Origin of the sequence: Bosea sp. BIWAKO-01, from assembly GCF_001748145.1 — a bacterium.
Taxonomy (GTDB): domain Bacteria; phylum Pseudomonadota; class Alphaproteobacteria; order Rhizobiales; family Beijerinckiaceae; genus Allobosea.
Window position 1 is genome coordinate 733,257 of record NZ_BCQA01000001.1, and the last position, 17,705, is coordinate 750,961.

Here is a 17,705-nt window from a genome sequence, read left to right on the forward strand (position 1 = left end):
GGATTGCTCCATGACATGGTCCATTGTCGCCCGTGACGCGGCGACAGGCGCTTATGGCGTCGCGGTCTCCACCTGTGCCTTCGCCGTCGGCTCGCGCGTGCCGCACGGCGCGGCTCGCACGGGCGCGCTTGCCACACAGGCCTTCCTCAACCCGCTCTATGGCGTCGATGGCCTGCGGCTTCTGCTCGAAGGCCGCCCGGCGGCCGAGATCGTCGCCAACCTCACCGCAGCCGATGAGGGACGCAATCATCGCCAGCTGCACATCATCGACCGGGATGGCAAGATTGCCGCTCATACCGGTTCTGCCTGCGTCGATTGGTGCGGCTCGGTCGAAGGACCGCAGGTCTCCGTGGCTGGCAACATGCTCGCCGGGCCGCAGGTGATCGAGGAAACGCTGAAGGCCTATATCGCGGCCTCGGCGCTCGATTTCGACGAGCGCTTGCTGGTAGCGCTCGAGGCCGGAGAGCGGGCCGGCGGCGACAAGCGGGGTCGCCAGTCCTGTGCGATCCGGATCTGGTCGACCGATGCCTTTCCGAGCTTCGACATCCGCGTCGACGATCACGCAGACCCGCTCGCCGAACTGCGGCGGCTCTGGCGCATCGCGCACCAGCGCTCCGTGCCCTACCAGGCCGCCTCGCCGTCTCGTGCCCGACCGGCGGGGATCACGGACCGTACCGAGCTCGATCGGCTGTGCAGCGACTATGCTGCCGCGTGGAACGCGAGGCATCCCGAGAGCTGAGCCCTCCGGCGGTCCGGGGCGTAGCACAGTGCCTCGCTCCGGCTTCTGATGGACCCGAGCACAATCTCTGCGTCAATGCTGCAACAGGGCGTCGTGTTCGTCGGCAGCCCTGTCTCCATCTTGACGCAGATCAAACACTTTCCCCGAGCGCTGGCGAAGAACGGTCCGACCGGCCGGGCGCGTTGTGATGGATCGAGTCGCCCACCGGCAGCAGCTGGGGACCACCATGACGACACGCCTTCTCCCGACCGTTCTGAGCGCCGTCCTGCTCGCGGGCACCGCCCCGACAGGCGCACAGGCCGCCGACCTGCCCTCCTACAAGGTGCAACCCGTCGCGCCGATTCTGGCGCAATGGAGCCCCTGGATGATCCGCGGGCGCGCACTCGTCGTGGTACCGCAGGAGGATGCCTCGCTCCGGATCGGCGGCGTCACTGTTCCCGGCGCCGATGTCAGCATCTCGACCTCGGTCGTGCCCGAACTCGACATCAGCTACTTCTTCACGAAGAACACCGCCGCTGAACTGATCCTCGGCGTCACCCCGCATCGCGTCAAAGGCGCTGGCGCTCTTGCTGGCGCTCGTATCGGCTCAGCCTGGCTGCTGCCGCCGACGCTGATGCTACAATATCACTTCACCGATCTTGGGCGCATCAAGCCCTATGTCGGCGCCGGCGTGAACTACACGGTCTTCTTCAACGAGAAGGCCAAGGGCGGCTTCACCGATTTCGATCTGAAGGACAGCTTCGGCCTCGCCCTGCAGGCCGGCTTCGACTACATGATCGACGAACACTGGGGCATCAACTTCGACGTGAAGAAGATCTTCCTCGAGCCGAAGGTCAAGGTGAACAACGGCCTGGTCAGCGGCAAGGTCAAGATCGATCCCTGGCTGATCGGGACAGGCGTCACCTACAAATTCTGAGCTGAATAATGTTCAGGCTCCCCCGCCGGACGCGGCGAGGGAGCCTTGAGAATCGGTTCCGAAAGTGGATTGCGGCTTGGGAAAGCCGATGCAGACACAGAAGGCAGGATCATCGGACCGGCGACGCGGTCGGGTCCGATGATCCTGGCGTATCAGGTCAGCCTGCCGCGCGCCGCGACCGGCAGTTCGCCGATCAGCTTGTCGCCGCGCACCGTGATCAGCCTGTCGACCATGTTGACGACGACGCAGACATGGTTCGGCACGATCCGGACGATCTCGCCGACCTTCGGCCGCTCATTCGAGGCGGCAAGGTCGAGGAAGCCATGCTCCTCGGCGAATTTGGCGATCTTGGCTGAGGGATACTCCAGAATATAGCCGTGCCCTTCGAGGCCGCCTGTATCGCTCGTCAGCGTCTTGGACCCTGAATCGAGGATGCCGCGCTCCGGGCCGGCGCGGCTCACCACCGTCGCATAGACCGTGAGCGCGCAGTCATCGAGGCTGGCGACGCCCGCCGCGACCTGCATGCGGTCGTTGAAGATCGAGGTACCGGCACGGTGCTCGGTCGCGCCCTTCAGCTTGCCGATATTCGGAATATTGGGCGAGCCACCGGTCGAGACGATGCCGGCCTCGAGCCCCGCATCGCGCAGGCCCGCATTGGCCGTGTCGAGGAACGCTTGCGTCCGGTCCCAGCCATCCTCCGGCGGATACATCAGGAAGCCCGCAAAGCGCAGGCCCTTGGAACCGGCGATCATCTTCGCAAGCTCGACCGCCTCACCGGGTGTCTCGACGCCGGCGCGCTGGCGCCCGGTGTCGCATTCGACCACGACCTCGAGGTCACGCCCGGCGATCTCGGCAGCCGTCGGCAGGCCGGCGATGGTGACGGGATTGTCGGCCGCGACGATCATCCGCACCCGGCGTTGAAGCGCGCCGAGGCGCCCAAGCTTCTCCTCGCCGAGGATGTTGTAGCTGATCATGATGTCGTCGAGGCCGCCATCGGCCATGACTTCGGCCTCGCCGAGCTTCTGGCAGGTGATGCCGCGGGCGCCGGCCTCACGCTGCAGGCGCGCGAGCTCGGGCGATTTATGCGTCTTGATATGCGGACGATTGGCGACGCCGGCGGCGTCGCAGGCGGCCTGGAGACGCGCGATATTGGCCTCGACCTTGTCGAGATCGATGACGACGGCTGGCGTGCCGTAGACGCGGGCAATTTCCTCGGCAAGCGCGGTCATGGCAGCACCCGGATGATGACTTCGATCTCGACGGTCATGTTGTTGGGCAGCGAGCCCAGGCCCACGGCCGAGCGGGCGTGACGGCCGTTCTCGCCGAGAACGGCGACGAACAGGTCCGAGCAGCCGTTAATCACCTTGGGCTGTTCAGCGAAATCCGGCACCGCATTGACCATGCCGAGCAGCTTGATGACCTCGACCTTGTCGAGCGAACCGGCGGCCTCCTGCATAGCCGCGAGCAGACCAAGTCCGGTCTGCTTGGCGTGCTCATACGCCTCTTCGACCGTGACGTTGGCGCCGACCTTGCCGGTCGGATAGCTGCCATCGGCCCGGCGCGGCCCCTGGCCGGAGAGATAGACGATATCGCCAGCCCGCTTGAAGCGGACATAGTTGGCGACCGGCGTCGCGACGTTGGGCAGTGTCAGCCCGAGTTCCTTGAGCCTGGCTTCGGCAGACATGGTGTTTCCTCTATCGTTATTGAGACGCGTCATTACCCGGACGGCACGTAGCGCGACCCCGCGCAAATCCGGCGCGAGATGCCCGGGTCAAGCCCGGGCATGACGGCAGGGCGTCGGGGCCTGGATCATCGGATCCCGTCCGATGATCTGACCTTTGCGTGTTTGCATCGGCGTTTCCGTGATTGCATCGGCTTGGCCGAAAACCGCAACCTCTTTTCGAGCCGATGCCTCAGGCCGCCACCTTCTTGAACTTGTTCGTGCGCTTCGGGTGCCACCACTTGCCCTTCAGCACCACACCCTCCGAGACGAACTTCTTGTCGCCGATCAGGTGCTCCCCGACGACGTCGACATAGTCGAATTTGCCTTCCTTGACGGTGAGGATGGTGGCGTCGCCCAGCGAACCGACCCTCAGCGAGCCATACTCAGGACGCTTCAGCGCCATGGCGGCATTCACGGTCGAGGCCGCGATGACGTTGTTCAGGCTCATGCCCATGCAGAGGAACTTCGACATGGTGGTGACCTGGTCATAGGCCGGGCCGTCGATGCAGAGCTTGTGAACGTCCGACGAGATCACATCCGGTTCGAAGCCATTGGCAAGCATGGCGCGCGTCGTCTTGAACGAGAACGAGCCCTTGCCATGGCCGATATCGAAGATGACACCACGTTTGCGGGCAGCGAGCACCTCCGGCTTCACCGTGCCCTGCGCGGTCGCGGGCGCGTTCGGGAAGGGCCGGAAGGCATGGGTCAGTACGTCGCCCGGCCGCAGCATGCCGATGACTTCCTCATAGGATGGCGGCGGATGGTCGATATGGCACATCAGCGGCATGCCGACCTCGTTGGCCACCTGCAGCGCGATGTTCAGAGGCACCGTCCCGGACGTGCCCGACGCATGCAGACCGACGCGAACCTTGATGCCGACGATATAGTCGCGATTGGCGTCGGCGACTTCGACGCAATCGATCGGATTCATCATGCGCAGGTCGCCGCTCTCGCCGACCATGACGCGATGATCGAAGCCGTAGATGCCGGCATGCGAGACATGGAGATAGGCCAGAATCCGGGCCTGGCTCTGCTCGATCACATGCTTGCGGAAGCCGGCCCAGTTGCCCGGTCCCGCGCTGCCGGTGTCGACCGAGGTGGTGACGCCGGACACGCGGCAGAACTCGTCGGCATCGATGCCGAGCGAGGTGCCGCCCCAATAGACATGGGTGTGGAGGTCGATCAGGCCGGGCGAAACGATATAGCCCGAGACATCGCGAACTTCAGTATCGGCGCCGCCCTTCAGGTCCTTGCCGAAGCCCGAGACCTTGCCGTCGGTGAAGGCGACATCGAGAATGCCGTCATGCTTCTGCGAGGGATCGATGACCCGCCCGCCTTTCAGGATGAGATCGTGGTTCATGACTGGTCCTTTGACGGCAAACTCAGAGCGGTGAGATAGCGCCCTTGCGCTCCACGATCATCCGGTAATGCTCCGGCTCGCGGTGGCGGGCGAAATTGAATGTGGATGCCTTGTAGCTCTTGCCGAGATCGAGATCACAGCGGGCGACGACGAGTTCGTCCCCCTCGGTGACGGCCTGGGCCACGACCTCGCCGGTCGGCGCAATGATGCAGGATCCGCCGATCTGGTCGACGCCCGCCTCGAGCCCCGCCTTGGCCACGCCGACAACCCAGGTGGCGTTCTGGTAGGCACCAGCCTGCATGACGAGCTGATTGTGGAAATTGCCGAGGCGGTCGTGGTCGGGCGCCGGGGGGTTATGCTTGGGCGTGTTGTAGCCGAGCACGATCAACTCGACATCCTGCAGCCCCATGCTGCGATAGCTCTCGGGCCAGCGCCGATCATTGCAGATCATCATGCCGATATTGGCATCCATCGTCCGCCAGACGGGCCAGCCGAGATTGCCGGTCTCGAAATAGCGCTTCTCGAGATTCTGGAAGGGAGCGCCCGGCCGGTGCTCGGGATGTCCGGGCAGATGGATCTTGCGGTACTTGCCGACGATCGAGCCGCTCTTGTCGACCAGGACCGCCGTGTTGAAGCGGCGCTTGCTCCCGTCCTCGAAGGCGAGCTCGGGATAGCCGAGATGGAAACCGATGCCGAGACGGGCGGCCTCCTCGAAGAGCGGTGCCGTCTCGTTCGAGGGCATGGCGCTCTCGAAATAGGAATCGATCTCGTCCTCGTCATCCATCCACCAATGCGGAAAGAAGGCTGTCAGGGCGGCCTCTGGATAGACGACGAAATCGCAGCCATGCCCCTTGGCCTGGCGCATCAAGGCGATCATGCGGGCGACGGCCGAAGCGCGGCTTTCATCGCGATGGATGGGGCCGAGCTGGGCTGCGGCCACCGTCAGAATTCGACTCACCTTGTTTCCTCCTCAGCGCGCCCGCCAGCATCGCGGTCATCCAGGGCAGGCGAAAGCCGGTCAGCCCGCATGGACGCTATCGGATTTCCGCAGACCGCCCCCCCGAATCCGGGGTGAGAGGCCTGCGGACGCTGCGACAGAGCCAGTCGGCATGGTGGTTGCGCTTCCCCTCAGAGGCTCTTCGCCAGGCGGGGATCGAGCGAGTCGCGCAGGCCGTCACCGAGCAGGTTCACGGCAAGCACCGTGATCGACAGGAAGACCGCCGGGAACAGCACGATATGCGGCCGGACCTGCCAGAGCGCCCTGCCCTCGGCCATGATATTGCCCCAGGACGGCGTTGCCGGCGGAATGCCGGCGCCGATGAAGGAGAGGATCGCCTCGACGATCATCGCACTGGCGCAGATATAGGTCGCCTGCACGGTCATCGGCGCGATGGTGTTCGGCAGGATGTGGCGCATGATGATGCGCGGTGCGCGTGCACCGGCGGCCACCGCCGCCTCGACATAGGGCTGCTCGCGCAGGCTGAGCACCACGCCGCGCACCAGGCGGGCGACGCGCGGGATTTCGGCAATGGTGATGGCGATGATGACGTTCTGGACCGAGCCGCGCGTCAACGCCATCAGCGCGATCGCCAGCAGGATCGGCGGGATCGACATCATGCCGTCGATGCCGCGCATGACGATGCCGTCAGCCCGGCGCACGAAGCCTGCGAAAAGGCCGATCGCCAACCCGACCAGGGACGACAGGATGGCGACGGTGAAGCCGACGATCAGCGAAACCCGCGCGCCGTAGATGACGCGGGAATAGATGTCGCGCCCGAGCATGTCGGTGCCGAACCAGTACTGCTCCGAGGGCATCCTGGTGCGCCTGGCCGGCGCGATCGCGGTCGGATCGACAGTCCAGAGCAGCGGCGCAAGGATGCCGATGAGGATCATGAGCAGCAACAGGCCGCCGCCGATCGCGACCGAGGGGTGCCGGCGCATGAAGCGCAGCAGGTTTCTCAGGGGTGATCTTTCTGGCGCGATCCCGGCCAGAGCGGGAGCCGCGACCGCGGCAGGGCTCTCGGAGCGCGTCGTCAATAGCGTATCCTCGGATCGAGAAGCGTGTAGACCAGATCGATGATGAGGTTCACCAGCACGTAGACGAAGCTGAACATCAGGACGACGCCCTGAATCACGGGATAGTCGCGCCGCAGGATGGCATCGACCGTCAGCCGGCCCAGTCCGGGAATGGCGAAGACGCTCTCGGTCACCACGGCACCGCCGATCAGCAGGGCGATGCCGATGCCGATGATCGTCACGATCGGGATCGCGGCATTCTTCAGCGCATGCAGGAACAGGACGCTGCGCTGGCCGAGCCCCTTGGAACGCGCCGTGCGGATGTAGTCCTGCTGCAGCACCTCGAGCATCGTCGCGCGCGTGATGCGGGCGATCAGCGCGATATAGACGAGGCCGAGCGTGACAGAGGGCAGGATGAGGTTCCGGAGCCAGGGCCACAGCCCTTCCGAGAGCGGCGTGTAGCCCTGCACCGGGAGCCAGTCGAGTTTCAGCGCAAAGACATAGGCCAGGAGATAGCCAACGACGAAGACCGGGATGGAAAAGCCGAGAACGGCAAAGGCCATCGCTGATTTGTCGACCCAGGTGCCTGCCTTCCAGGCCGCGATCACCCCCATCGGCACCGCGATGACGACCGCAAAGATCAGCGTCAGCACCATCAGCGAGACGGTCGGTTCGATGCGCTGGGAGATGAGCTGCGTCACCGGCAGCGAGGTGAAGATCGATGTCCCGAGATCACCCTGCAGCACCCTGAACAGCCACTCGCCGAACCGTATCAGGTAAGGGCGGTCGAGCCCCAGGCTCAGCCTGATCTTCTCGACATCCGCGGGCGTCGCCTGATCGCCCGCGATGACCGCCGCCGGGTCCCCCGGCGCTATGTAGAGGAGAGAAAAGACGAACAGCGCCACGAAAGCCATCACCGGGATGGTCGTGATGATGCGTCTGACGATGAAAGCCAACATCGCGGCGCTGTATCCCTATTGTTGCAAATCAGGCTTTCGAGACGCCCCAGAAGAACGGCAACGGTCCGCTGACGACGCCCGAGACGTTCTTCCGCCAGGCCTGGTAGCCGAGATAGAAACCGGTCGGCGCGTAGACGACGTTCTGGACCGCGGCCTGGTTGAGCCGGCCCATGGCCGCCTTCTCCTCGGCGATATCCTTGGCATTGAACCAGTTCGTCACCTCGGCCTCGACGCCAGGCACGTCCGGCCAGCCGAACCAGGCCTTGTCGCCATTCGCGCGGATCGCCGTATACGAGGCCGGATTGATGCAGTCGGCGCCAGCATGCCAGGTGTGGAACATGCTCCAGCCGCCTTGGCCCGGCCCGGTCTTCTGGGCGCGCCGGGACCCGACTGTGCCCCAGTCTGTCGCGACGAAGTCGACATTCATGCCGATGCGCTTGAGCAGATCGGCCGTGACGTCGCCCATCGCCTTGGTGGCGGACATGTCCTGCGCCACGACGCAGACCACCGGCTCGCCCTTGTAGCCGGCTTCCGCCAGCAGCTTCTTGGCGGCCTCGATGTTGCGCATCTTCAGCATGTCGCCGCCCTGCTCGGTGTAGAGCGGGGTGCCCGGCGTGAAGAACCCGGGAAGCGGCTTCCAGAGCTTGTCGTCCTCGCCGACAAGCGCGCGCATGTAGTCTTCCTGGTTCAGCGCGGTCAGCACGGCCTGGCGCACCTTCAGATTGTTGAAGGGCGGGTGCAGGTGGTTCATCCGGAAGGCGCCGATATTGCCGAGCGGGTCGCCGATATCGACATTGATGTTCTTGTTGGCCTTGAGCACCGGCACGAGATCGGCAAGCGGCGTCTCCCACCAGTCGATCTCGCCATTCTGCAGAGCAGCGGCAGCCGTCGCCGGGTCAGGCATGATCACCCACTCGATGCGATCGACCAGCATCTTCTTGCCGCCGGCGAGCCAGTTCGCCTGCTCCGAACGCGGCACGTAATCGGCGAACTTCTCGAAAACCGCCTTGGCGCCCGGCACCCACTCATTGCGCAGGAACTTCATCGGCCCAGAGCCGACATATTCGGTGATCTGCTGGAACGGATCGGTCTTGGCGATGCGCTCCGGCATGATGAAGGAGCAGGGTGCGTTGTTCTTCGCCAGCGCCAGCAGCATCTTCGGGAAGGGCTGCTTCAGCGACCATTTCCAGCTCCGGTCGTCGACGGCAACCAGTTCGTTCTGGATGGCGCGGAGCATCAGGCCCATCGGGTCGCGTGCCGACCAGCGCACGAGGCTCTGCACCACGTCCTTGGCAAGCACCGGCTCGCCGTCATGGAACTTGAGGCCGGGGCGGAGCTTGAAGGTCCAGGTCAGACCATCGGAGGAGACCTCCTCGCTTTCGACCATCTGGCGCTGGGGCTGGAACTTGTCGTCGATGCCGTAGAGCGTATCCCAGACCAGCGCAGCGGCATTGCGGACGACATATTGCGTACCCCAGATGGGGTCGAAATTCGCGAGATTGGCCTGCGGCACGAAGCGCAGGGTCTTGGCCGCCGCTCCTTGCGACAAGGCCGGCATGGAAAGTCCCCCGGTGGCAGCCAGCGCGCCGGCACCAGTGGCAGATTTCAAGAATGTCCTGCGATCCATTACTCTCTCCCCTGAAACGGCTACCTCTGACGGGCGACCTTGAGGCAAGTGTGGGCGAGAAAGATCACCCTGACAACACGCCGCAGCGGTCGAAATCCGCGGCTGGAAAGCTTGCAGAGTCCGTGCCAAACGGTACCGGTTGGCCCCCAACGCCATGCGCCGGCGTCAATCGAGCATAAATCCGCAGAAAATTGCGCAACGTCAGCTAAATCGATTTGATCGGAGCGCGGACGGCTCGATCGCACCGTTCCCCAACCTCGCGAAAAGTCCACTCCGGCAGGCAAAGACGAAGCACCCGCTCAGGCTGGTCACGCCCCGCGCATCAGACGCGCCCCACTTCTGTCGGCCGGCAGATTTCTGCTAGGCATTCGGGCGTTGACGCGGGTTTTTTGGGCAGGTCCATGCGCTTGGCAATGGGGATATTGGTTCTGGGCTGCGCATTGGCGCTCTCGTTCGGCGCCAGCGTATCGGGTCAGGATCAGCCCCGCGTTCTGAATAGGGTAAAGAACTCGGCCGCGCCGGAAAGCACGGCACCAAGACTCGAAACGGTGCCGTTCGTCGATGCGCATGTCCATCTCAACGACGAGGCCATGCAGATCGAACTGATGCGGCACTACGGGGCGAAGCGTGCCGTCGTGTTCTGGGGGCGCAACGGCGACAACGGGTCGGTTGCCGATGCCGTCAGGCGCCGTCCCGACCTCTTCATCGGCTTTGCCTCGATTTCTCCGGAGCGCAGGACTCATCGAAAGGCATGGGAGGATCAGGACCCGGCGCTGCTCGAGGAGCTCGACGGTCTCCTGGCCACCGGCCAGTTCAAGGGTATCGGCGAGATATCGGCAGTGCATTTTCCGTCGCCCGGGTTTCCCGAGGCCGACTACGATCCGGCGGGCCCGATGATGAGCGGGATCATGGCCCTGGCGCGCAAATACCGCGTGCCTGTCCTGGTCCATGTCGAGTCGACACGGATGCGCGAACTGACATCGCTGCTCGTGGCCTTTCCCGATGTGAACCTGATCTGGGCCCATGGCGGCTACACGCCGCTGTTCCTGGCCCGCAGGATGCTCGAACGGCACCCCAACCTCTACTACGAGCTGAGCGCACGAACCTGGCCGAGGCACCCGCGCTCTCCCGACTACACGATCCTGCAGGACGGCAGGAGCATCTGGCCGGAATGGCTCGAACTCATCGAGACGATGCCGGGTCGCTTCATCATCGGGACAGACGCAAGCCACCGCTCGCTGGAAAGCGAGCGGATGAAATTCGAGAGCGTCCAGGCCTTCCTCCGCCAGCTCAGCCCGGCAACCCGGGAACGGGTGGCGCAAGCCAATCTGCTGGGCCTGACCGAACCCAGGCCCTGACAAGCCCGGCTTCGCTCTTCAGGCTACCGTGACGGGCGCGTCGACACGCGCGAAGGGCTGCAACGCTTCAAACGCTGCGGCCGCGCGCAGAACCAATGCATCCCGCCCGAACGGCCCGACGATCTGCAGTCCGGCCGGCAATCCGGCCGATGTCAGACCGCAGGGCACGGAAATGGCCGGCGCCTGTGTGATGTTGAACGGGTAGGTGAACGGCGTCCAGCGCGTCCAGTCATCGCCATATCGGCCATGGCCGGGGGCATTCCGTCCCACCTCGAAGGCCGGCAGCGGCAAAGTCGGCGTCAGCAGCAGATCGAAGCGCTCGTGGAACTGCGTCATATGATACGCAAGCGCATTGCGCTGGTTGAGCAGGGCGTCGACATAGGCCGAGCCCGCTATCTGCTCGCCAGCCTCCGCCACGGCCACGAGACCCGGGTCCATCTGCGCGCGCTTCTCTGGCCCCGCTCCGCGCAGGGCCAGGGCAGCCCCCGCCGACCACAATGTCATCAAGGTCTCAAGCGGATCGTCGAAACCGGGATCGACCTCCTCGACGCTCGCACCCAGTTCACGGAACGCAAGCGCGGCCGCCGCGACAAGCGCTGCGATCTCGGGGTCGACGAGATGGTTGCCGCCAAGGCGCGGCGACCACGCGATGCGCAGGCCCTTTACGCCACCGGCAAGGCCCGCAACGTAGTCCGGCGGGGGCTCGATCATCGCGGTCATGTCCCGGCCATCAGGCCGACCGATCGCGTTCATGGCGAGCGCCGTGTCTGCGACGGTGCGGGTCAGCGGGCCGAGATGGGCGAGGAAACCCATGGTCGAAACGGGATAGGCCGGCACGCGGCCATAGGTCGGCTTCAAGCCGACGACACCGGTGAAGGCGGCCGGGATTCGGACTGATCCGGCACCGTCGGTTCCGATATGGATGCAGCCGAGATTGAGCGCTGCGCATGAGGCCGCGCCGGAGGAGGAGCCGCCCGGCCCGGTTCGGACATCCCAGGGATTGCGCGTGATGCCAGAGAACGGTGAGTCGCCGACCCCCTTCCAGCCATATTCCGGCATCGTCGTCTTGCCGAGGAAGACGGTCCCGGCCTCACGCAACCGCGCCGCAGCCGGAGCATCTTCAGGCCAGGGCGTGCCGGAGGCCAGCGCGGAGCCGCGGCGCATCGGCCAGCCTCTCACGCCGATATTGTCCTTGATCGTGACCGGCACGCCGTCGAGCGGACCGAGCGGAGCGCCCTTGAGCCAGCGTGCCTGCGAGGCCTCGGCCATGGCGAGCGAGACCTCGGCATCGCGTACGACGAAGGCGTTGATGTCAGGCTCGAAACGCTCGATGCGGTCGAGCGCGTCCTTGGCGACCTCGACCGGCGAGAGGCTGCGCTCAGCATAGAGCTTGCTTAAGGCGACAGCAGACAGGGAAGCGATTGCGGTCATCGGCATCTCTCGTGAGGAGGAAGGATCAAGGCTGGGAGCAGATGTCTTTCGCGGCGCGCGCCGCGCTTGATCAGTTATTCGCCACGCGCCAGGCGGCACTGAGCAGGACATTGGCGCCGGCGACCATGTCCTCGTCGGTGCTGAACTCCGCCGGGTTATGCGAGAGGCCGCCAATCGAGGGGATGAAGATCATCGCCGTCGGGCAGATGCGCGACATCATCTGGGCGTCGTGTCCCGCGCCCGAGATCATCCGGCGGATCGGCAGGCCGAGTTCGGCTGCGCTCATCTCCACGCCGTAGATCAGCTCCGAGGCGAACTCGACAGCCGGAAAGCGGGCAAGATCGCGGAAGCTGATCTGGATGCCGTCCCGCTCGGAAAGCTCCGCGCAGAACGCCCGGACGGCGGCCTCCGCTTCGGCCAGGAGCGCGTCCTTGGGATTGCGCAGGTCGAGCGACATGATCACGCTTTCCGGCACCACGTTGACGTTGCCGGGCTCGACGCGGATGACGCCGGAATTGGCAAGCTGGCCCGGAATCTTGCCCGTCAGCTCATTGGCGAAGAGGTTGATGCGCGCAGCCGCAAGCCCAGGATCCCTGCGATAGGCCATCGGCGTCGTACCGGCATGGCTCGGCCGGCCCTTCAGCGTCAGCTCAAGCCAGGTGATGGCCTGGATGCCGGTGACAGCGCCGAGCCCGCCGCCCTCGCCTTCGAGCACCGGCCCCTGCTCGATATGGAGTTCGAGATAGGAATGCGCCTTGAGGAAGCCGGGCCGTTCCGGGCCGTGATAGCCGATCCGCTTCAATTCGGTGCCGAGCACCGCCCCTTCGGCATCCTTCTCGGCATGGGCCGCTTCCACGCTCATGCCGCCGGCCCAGACATAGGAGCCGAGCATGTCGGGATGGAATCGGGCGCCCTCTTCATTGGTGAAGGCGATCACCGCCATGTCGCGCTTCGGCTGCAATCCTGCATCGCGCAGCGCCGCCAGCACCTCGAGCCCGGCAATCACGCCGAGTGCGCCATCGAAGCGCCCGCCGGTGCCGACTGTGTCGATATGGGAGCCGAGGATGACGGCAGGCCCCTCCTCCCGCCCCTTCAGGATACCAACGACGTTGCCGATCGCATCGATCTTCACGTCAAGCCCGAGCGCCTGCATCTGCCCGACGAGCCAGTCGCGCCCCTGCCTGTCCTCGTCGGAGAGAGCGAGCCGCCGGCAACCGCCTTCCGGCGTCGCGCCGATCTTCGACAAGGCTTCGAGCCTCGAGACCAATCGTGGCCCGTCGATCCGCAGGTTCGCGCTCATTCGCCAACTCTCCCAAAAGGCCGGCCCAGGCCGCTAGATCATGGTTCAGAGCATGCGTGGCGCGAAAAACCGTCGCCACTTTCTCGCAGCATGCTCCAACGCATAAAGCATGAACGATGCCGCCCGCTCAGCCGGCGAGCAAGGCCGGCTTGCGCTTCTCGACCCAACCGGTCCCGTCCTCATAGGCCTGCGCGGCCTCGAGCAGCAGACGCTCCGCGTGGTTGGGGCCCCAGAGCTGCATGCCCATGGGCAAGCCCGCCTCGTTGAAGCCGACCGGGACACTGATCGCCGGACAGCCCGACATCGTCACAGGGATCACCACCTCCATCCAGCGATGATAGGTGTCCATCGCGCGGCCTGCGATCTCGCGCGGCCAATGGGTTTCGACGGCAAAGGGAAAGACCTGGGCACTGGGCAGGACAAGCAGGTCGTAGCGTCCGAACAGGCCGCGCACATGCTGATACCAGGACGAGCGCAGATTGGAGGCCTTCATCACGTCGAAGGCCGAGAGCTTGAGGCCCTGCTCGACCTCGTGGCGCGCTTCGGGCTTGAGAAAGTCGCGTCGTGCCGGGTCGGCGTGGATGGGAGCGAGGCTCGCACCGACCTGCCAGGCCCGGAGTCTGGTCCAGGCCTGCCAGACGGCTTCGGGGTCGAAACCGAGGCTCGCCTCCTCGACCCGCGCGCCCATGTCCTCGAAGGCCTTCAAGGCTTCGCGGCAAAGCGACAAGACGCCATCCTCCATCGGCAGATGCCCACCGAGATCGCCAAGCCAGCCGATGCGGAGCCCGGCTATGTCGCGTTTGAGATTGCCCAGGAAGGCGGCCGGCTCCTCGCGGATCGAGAGCGGAACGCGCGGATCGTAGCCGGATTGCACGGCGAGCAACGCAGCAAGATCGCGCGTCGTGCGCGCCATGGGACCAGCTACGCCCATCTGCGGAATGAAGACCTCGTCTCCACTCGACGGGACGCGGCCATAGCCCGGCCGCATGCCGAGCACGTTGTTGAAGGCAGCCGGATTGCGCAGCGAGCCGGCATGGTCGCTGCCGTCGGCCACCGGCAGCATGCGCATCGCCAGCGCAACGGCAGCGCCACCGCTCGAGCCCCCCGAGGTCTTCGACTGGTCATAGGCGTTGCGCGTTGCCCCGAAGACCGGATTGAAGGTTTGCGAGCCCAGCCCGAATTCCGGCGTGTTGCTCTTGCCGATGATGATGGCGCCGGCCGCCTTCATGCGCTCGACGAAAATGGCATCGCTCTGCGCGATCTCGTCCTTGAAGAGCGGCGAGCCTTGCGTCGTCGCAAACCCCTTGGCAGCGGCAAGATCCTTGATGGCCTGTGGGAAGCCGTGCATCCAACCACGCGACCGACCTGCCGCGAGTTCGCGATCCAGCCCTTCGGCTTCCCCCAGCAGATCGGAACGGTCGCGCAGGGCCACCAGCGCGTTGACCGTCGGGTTATGCCGCTCGATCTGATCGAGATAGGCACCCATCACCTCGGCGCAGGACAGCTTGCGCGCGTGGATCGCGTGCGACAGCGCAACAGCGTCCAGGCCGACGATGTCGCCGGCCGTGGCGGCGTTTCTCAAATCTGACATCCCTGACGGTTCCTCTGTCTTCTTCTTGCCGGTGATGATGGCTGCCATGGCCGAATGCCGGTAGCGACGTTTGCGCAGGGGCCGGATCGCGAAAACGCGTAGCGGGCCGGTCCGACATGCTCACGCGCCGAGCGCGGGCAGCCCCAGCGTGGCTGACGCTGTCCTGCACAGAAAATGGGCGCTAAAAGCGACAGCCCATGACCGATCTGGCCCTCCCCACTGCACGCTCTCATCCCTGGCTCGCGGAAGTCAGGGCCATGCTTGCCCTGAGCTGGCCCATGGTGCTCACCAATGTGGCGCAGACGGCGATGACGGCAACCGATGTGGTGATGATGGGGCATCTTGGCCCCAACTCGCTCGCGGCCGGAGCGCTCGGCGCCAATCTCTACACGGCGGTCCTGATCTTCGGCATCGGCGTCATGGCTGCGGTCGCGCCGATGATCTCGATCGAGCTCGGACGCAACCGCCATGCGGTGCGCGACGTGCGGCGCACAGTGCGCCAGGGCCTCTGGGTCGCAGCGACACTGGTCGGACCGATGTGGCTGTTCCTCTGGCAGGCCGAAGCGATCTTGCGCGCCATGGGCCAGGATCCGGCGCTTGCCGCCGCGGCCGCGAGCTATGTCCACACGCTGCAATGGAGCCTGCTGCCGTTCTTCTGCTACCTCGTCCTGCGGGGCTTCGTCGCCGCCTTGCAGCGGCCGTTCTGGGCCTTCGTGGTGGTGCTGTTCGCCGTCGCGTTCAATGCCTTCGCCAACTGGTGCCTGATGTTCGGGCGGCTTGGTTTCCCGGCACTCGGTCTGCCGGGTTCAGGGATCGCCACCGCGTTCTCCTCGACCCTGATGTTCCTTGGGCTTGCGATTGTCGTTTCGGTCGACAGACGTTTCCGGCGGTTTCATCTGTTCGGGCGCTTCTGGGTGCCGGATTGGCCGCGATATCGTGCCTTCTGGCGGCTCGGCTTCCCGATTGGCCTGACGCTCGCCTTCGAGGTCGTGATCTTCAACGGCGCCGCCTTCCTGATGGGATTGATCGGCTCGACCTCGCTCGCCGCGCATGCGATCGCCATTCAGATCGCGTCCCTGACCTTCATGGTGCCGATGGGCATCGGTCAGGCGGGCACCGTGCGTGTCGGTCTTGCCTATGGTGCCGGAGACCGCGACGGCATCACGCGTGCAGGCACCACTGCGATCGTGCTCGCAATCTCCTTCATGACGCTGACCGCCCTCGTGATGCTGCTGGCTCCGCACCTGCTGGTCGCGCCCTTTCTCGATGCCAGCAAACCGGGTTCGCAGGCCGTTGCCGAACTCGCGATGCGCTTCCTCCTGTTCGCAGCGATCTTCCAGATTGCCGACGGCGCGCAGGTGGTCGGTTCCTGCATCCTCAGGGGCCTGCGCGATACGCGCGTGCCGATGATCCTGGCCGGCCTCGGCTACTGGGGCATCGGCCTGCCGCTTTCGGCCGCTCTCGGCTTCTGGACGCCGCTGGCCGGCAGTGGAATCTGGATCGGACTGGCAACTGGCCTTGCCGTGGTGGCGGTGCTGATGCTGTGGCGTTGGTCGCAGCGCGAAAGGCTCGGGCTGGTCGCGCCCGCGTCAACGCCAAGCTAGATTGCACCGCCATTGCACGGCGGACACAGCAAGCCGCCAGCGCTATCCCCCGTTTCGACGGGTTGGCGCGATTCGCTGCATTTATTGCCGCACATCCGCCTGATCGACCGATAACACAGCCGATTTCCGGGCGTTTTCGAGCTGTTGCGGATTCAGCACAGCCCGGCGGAGACACAATTCCGCCGCATTGTGTTCACCCCACGGCCACGCCCTCCGCCTTGAAACCCTCTGGGCGAAGACGTGGAACTGCGCGATCGCTCGTCCGTTGCTAGTCCCGCAAGACCAAGAATACGCGAGCCAAACTCATGTCCTTCGACTCGATCGCCGGCGCACTCCGCCATCGCCTCTTCAAGCGCATGATGGTGCTGTTGCTGCCGCTATCGCTGGCAGCCTGTGTTGGCGCGCGCCAACAAGCTCTCGAGGCTGCAAGACCTGCCGGACCGAGCGCGGCTGCACTGGCCATGTATGGCGAAATGCCCGACGAGAAATTCCCTCTCCCGGAGACCGACATTGCCGAAGTCGATCCGCGCTTCCTGAGGCAGGAGGTCGCCTATCCGACCAGCGAGCGGCCCGGCACGATCGTCGTCGACACCAACAAGCGCTATCTCTATCTGGTCCGCGAGAACGGCCGCGCGATCCGCTATGGCATCGGCGTCGGCAAGCAGGGCATGTCCTGGCGCGGTCGCGCGACCGTTGCCCGCAAGGCAGCCTGGCCGCGTTGGACCCCGACCCCCGCGATGATCGCGCGTGATCCGGCCAAGAACGGTCCCTGGGCCGGCGGCATGGCGGCAGGCCTCGAGAACCCGCTCGGTGCGCGTGCGCTGTATCTCTACCAGGGTGACCGCGACACGCTCTATCGCATCCACGGCACCTCCGAGCCCTGGACCATCGGCAAGGCGGTTTCGAGCGGCTGCATCCGCATGTTCAACCAGGACATTATCGACCTGCACAGCCGCGTGCCCACCGGCACCACCGTCGTGGTCCTCAACCGCACCCCGCTGCTGAAGCCGGAGCCTGGCGAGAATTTCGACGAGTTCGTCTCCGAAGGTGTCGAGCCGGCCGAGCCGTTCGAAGGCTGATC

At 65.2% G+C, this 17,705-nt stretch carries 15 protein-coding genes; 5 read left to right on the plus strand and 10 right to left on the minus strand.

Annotation, left to right across the window (positions count from 1 at the left end):
• The first annotated feature begins 10 nt into the window (after positions 1-10).
• Positions 11-739 (plus strand): DUF1028 domain-containing protein, encoded by a 729-nt coding sequence (locus BIWAKO_RS03350; RefSeq protein WP_069877336.1) that lies wholly within the window; start codon positions 11-13, stop codon positions 737-739.
• 226 nt (positions 740-965) lie between these two features.
• A complete protein-coding gene (locus tag BIWAKO_RS03355; RefSeq protein ID WP_069877337.1) occupies positions 966-1,655 on the plus strand; it encodes an OmpW/AlkL family protein in 690 nt (229 codons plus the stop codon).
• Between the two features lie 152 nt (positions 1,656-1,807).
• On the opposite strand, the gene BIWAKO_RS03360 is transcribed toward BIWAKO_RS03355, so the two are convergent.
• The 7 genes from BIWAKO_RS03360 to BIWAKO_RS03390 form a co-directional block, all read right to left on the minus strand.
• Positions 1,808-2,884 carry a D-TA family PLP-dependent enzyme gene (locus BIWAKO_RS03360; RefSeq protein WP_069877338.1) on the minus strand — a complete coding sequence of 359 codons (1,077 nt, stop codon included), beginning with the start codon at positions 2,882-2,884 and terminating at the stop codon, positions 1,808-1,810.
• Positions 2,881-3,339, minus strand: coding sequence for a RidA family protein (locus BIWAKO_RS03365; RefSeq protein ID WP_069877339.1), 459 nt, complete (start codon positions 3,337-3,339; stop codon positions 2,881-2,883). Before BIWAKO_RS03365 ends, BIWAKO_RS03360 begins: the two co-directional genes overlap by 4 nt.
• A 229-nt stretch (positions 3,340-3,568) precedes the next feature.
• Positions 3,569-4,738 carry an amidohydrolase/deacetylase family metallohydrolase gene (locus BIWAKO_RS03370; RefSeq protein ID WP_069877340.1) on the minus strand — a complete coding sequence of 390 codons (1,170 nt, stop codon included), beginning with the start codon at positions 4,736-4,738 and terminating at the stop codon, positions 3,569-3,571.
• 22 nt (positions 4,739-4,760) lie between these two features.
• On the minus strand, positions 4,761-5,696 hold the full coding sequence (locus BIWAKO_RS03375; protein ID WP_069877341.1) for an N-carbamoyl-D-amino-acid hydrolase: 936 nt from the start codon (positions 5,694-5,696) through the stop codon (positions 4,761-4,763).
• Positions 5,697-5,866: 170 nt separating this feature from the next.
• Positions 5,867-6,775, minus strand: coding sequence for an ABC transporter permease (locus tag BIWAKO_RS03380; RefSeq protein WP_371331779.1), 909 nt, complete (start codon positions 6,773-6,775; stop codon positions 5,867-5,869).
• Positions 6,772-7,713 carry an ABC transporter permease gene (locus tag BIWAKO_RS03385; protein WP_069877342.1) on the minus strand — a complete coding sequence of 314 codons (942 nt, stop codon included), beginning with the start codon at positions 7,711-7,713 and terminating at the stop codon, positions 6,772-6,774. Before BIWAKO_RS03385 ends, BIWAKO_RS03380 begins: the two co-directional genes overlap by 4 nt.
• 28 nt (positions 7,714-7,741) lie before the next feature.
• Entirely contained in the window at positions 7,742-9,340 is a 1,599-nt protein-coding gene (locus BIWAKO_RS03390) for an ABC transporter substrate-binding protein (protein WP_069877343.1), read from the minus strand.
• A 548-nt stretch (positions 9,341-9,888) separates the two neighbouring features.
• On the opposite strand from BIWAKO_RS03390, the gene BIWAKO_RS03395 reads away from it, so the two are divergent.
• The gene (locus BIWAKO_RS03395; protein WP_176733254.1) at positions 9,889-10,698 is read left to right on the plus strand and encodes an amidohydrolase family protein; all 810 of its coding nucleotides are present in this window, start codon (positions 9,889-9,891) and stop codon (positions 10,696-10,698) included.
• Positions 10,699-10,716: 18 nt separating this feature from the next.
• Here BIWAKO_RS03395 and BIWAKO_RS03400 read toward each other — a convergent pair whose 3' ends face one another.
• The 3 genes from BIWAKO_RS03400 to BIWAKO_RS03410 all read right to left on the minus strand — a co-directional run bounded on the left by BIWAKO_RS03400 (position 10,717) and on the right by BIWAKO_RS03410 (position 15,020).
• Positions 10,717-12,129 carry an amidase gene (locus tag BIWAKO_RS03400; protein ID WP_069882128.1) on the minus strand — a complete coding sequence of 471 codons (1,413 nt, stop codon included), beginning with the start codon at positions 12,127-12,129 and terminating at the stop codon, positions 10,717-10,719.
• 70 nt (positions 12,130-12,199) lie between these two features.
• Complete coding sequence (locus tag BIWAKO_RS03405) at positions 12,200-13,429, minus strand: Zn-dependent hydrolase (protein ID WP_069877345.1); 1,230 nt, start codon at positions 13,427-13,429, stop codon at positions 12,200-12,202.
• 127 nt (positions 13,430-13,556) lie between these two features.
• Positions 13,557-15,020: an amidase gene (locus BIWAKO_RS03410; RefSeq protein WP_069882129.1), complete on the minus strand. Its 1,464-nt coding sequence runs from the start codon at positions 15,018-15,020 to the stop codon at positions 13,557-13,559.
• A gap of 197 nt (positions 15,021-15,217) precedes the next feature.
• On the opposite strand from BIWAKO_RS03410, the gene BIWAKO_RS03415 reads away from it, so the two are divergent.
• Positions 15,218-16,624 (plus strand): MATE family efflux transporter, encoded by a 1,407-nt coding sequence (locus tag BIWAKO_RS03415; RefSeq protein WP_069877346.1) that lies wholly within the window; start codon positions 15,218-15,220, stop codon positions 16,622-16,624.
• Positions 16,625-16,929: 305 nt separating this feature from the next.
• Entirely contained in the window at positions 16,930-17,703 is a 774-nt protein-coding gene (locus tag BIWAKO_RS03420) for a L,D-transpeptidase (RefSeq protein ID WP_069877347.1), read from the plus strand.
• Positions 17,704-17,705: the final 2 nt, after the last annotated feature.